The 1447-nt window shown below is 43.7% G+C and carries 2 protein-coding genes and 1 pseudogene; all 3 read left to right on the top strand.

Translation table 11 applies throughout. From position 1 onward, the window contains the following. Positions 1-264: 264 nt before the first annotated feature. The 3 genes and pseudogenes from QUB70_RS32490 to QUB70_RS32485 all read left to right on the top strand — a co-directional run bounded on the left by QUB70_RS32490 (position 265) and on the right by QUB70_RS32485 (position 1357). Positions 265-630, top strand: a complete 366-nt coding sequence (locus QUB70_RS32490) for a hypothetical protein (protein ID WP_332985923.1) — start codon at positions 265-267, stop codon at positions 628-630. Continuing rightward, positions 554-718: pseudogene (locus QUB70_RS32870) on the top strand (hypothetical protein); the annotation flags it as partial. The gene QUB70_RS32490 and the pseudogene QUB70_RS32870, both read left to right, overlap by 77 nt. Positions 719-721: 3 nt before the next feature. Further along, complete coding sequence (locus QUB70_RS32485) at positions 722-1357, top strand: hypothetical protein (protein ID WP_442927873.1); 636 nt, start codon at positions 722-724, stop codon at positions 1355-1357. The last annotated feature ends 90 nt before the right edge of the window (positions 1358-1447 follow it).

Below are 1447 nucleotides of genomic sequence, written 5' to 3'. Positions count from 1 at the left end.
GCCACCGCGCCGGGAGAGAATGAGGGTGAAAAATAAAACCTATCCACTCCCTAAATGAACAGTGAACGATTAAAGGAATTTCGTCAAGCAGCATACGAGTTATTGGTACGAGCCAAAGATGCAACATTTGAGCTCATGGATGCAGTAATGACAACCAGGAATGCGTCATGTTTAGCGGAATTTTCGCTGAGTCCGCTATTCAATCGTCAATGGCCAAGCATATATGAAGCATTACAAGACAGTAGACCAGACCGGAAAAAGCTGATGCTGTTGTATCTTCAACAATTAGAACAGCAAGCACCCCCAACAGAACATATATTAGTGGCAATTGACCACACTGCATGGGGCAGACCAGATGCCAAAACATTAAAAGACAGAACCCATGAATATGGGGAAGGCGTAATTATTGGACAGGGATATAGTACAATTGCCTGGATACCCGAAGCACAAGGAAGTTGGGCATTACCCCTACTACATGAACGAATTAGTAGTTGGTCTTCACCCATAGAAAAAGCAGCTTCCCAACTCAAACTTGTTTGTGAACAGAGCATCAATAAGCGTCTTAGCAGTTTTAGATCGAGAATATGGCAATGCAAGTTGGGTATTAGAGATAGCCGGCAGTCAAGTTGATTGCTTAATGCGACTCCGAAAGAATGCCTGTTTGTGGTCAGAACCACCAACCTATAGTGGTCGCGGTAGACCACGGAAACATGGGCAAAAAATGAGCCTGAACGACCCAAGCACATGGCTTCAAGTGGATACTGTGATTGAAATTGACTCTCATCCAGATTTGGGACAAGTCCGAGTCAGTCAATGGCTAGACTTGCATTTTTATCGTGCCGCTGGACAGAGAGTCAATTTAATCCTGATCGAAAGAATGAAGCCCATGTCAAATGGTCAACCATTTCCACCTTTATGGTTGGCTTGGGTGGGAGAACGAACTCTACCCTTAGAAACAGTTTGGTTTAAGTATTTACGACGTTTTGGGGTGGATCATTGGTATAGGTTTGCTAAGCAACGACTACATTGGACTTTGCCTAACCTGAGAACTCCCGAACAATCAGAGCGGTGGAGTGATTTAATGCCGTTGATGAGTTGGCAACTCTGGCTAGCTAGGGATTTAGTGGTTGAGAATGTATTACCTTGGCAATCTGCTAATATCAATTTAACGCCTGGACGTGTTGCCCAATCAATGTTGTCGGTTTTAGTTGAGATTGGTACTCCCGCAAAAATGCCCAAACATAGGGGAAAATCCCCCGGCTGGGAAAAAGGAAGGATACGTACCAAGGCACCGTGCTATCCCACTGTGAAAAAACGGGTTTCTCGACGCAAAAAGTCTTCAAGATTAGTGATTTAATCTTTTCCTTCTTGAGTTTTTGAGCAACAGCTTGCCTTATATTCAAAGGCAGCTACTTTTAGATGAGCTCATTTTTAGTCTAAACTACAG

This window comes from Microcoleus sp. A003_D6 (assembly GCF_036702825.1).
GTDB lineage: Bacteria > Cyanobacteriota > Cyanobacteriia > Cyanobacteriales > Microcoleaceae > Microcoleus.
This window is presented reverse-complemented; position numbering and strand designations above follow the sequence as displayed.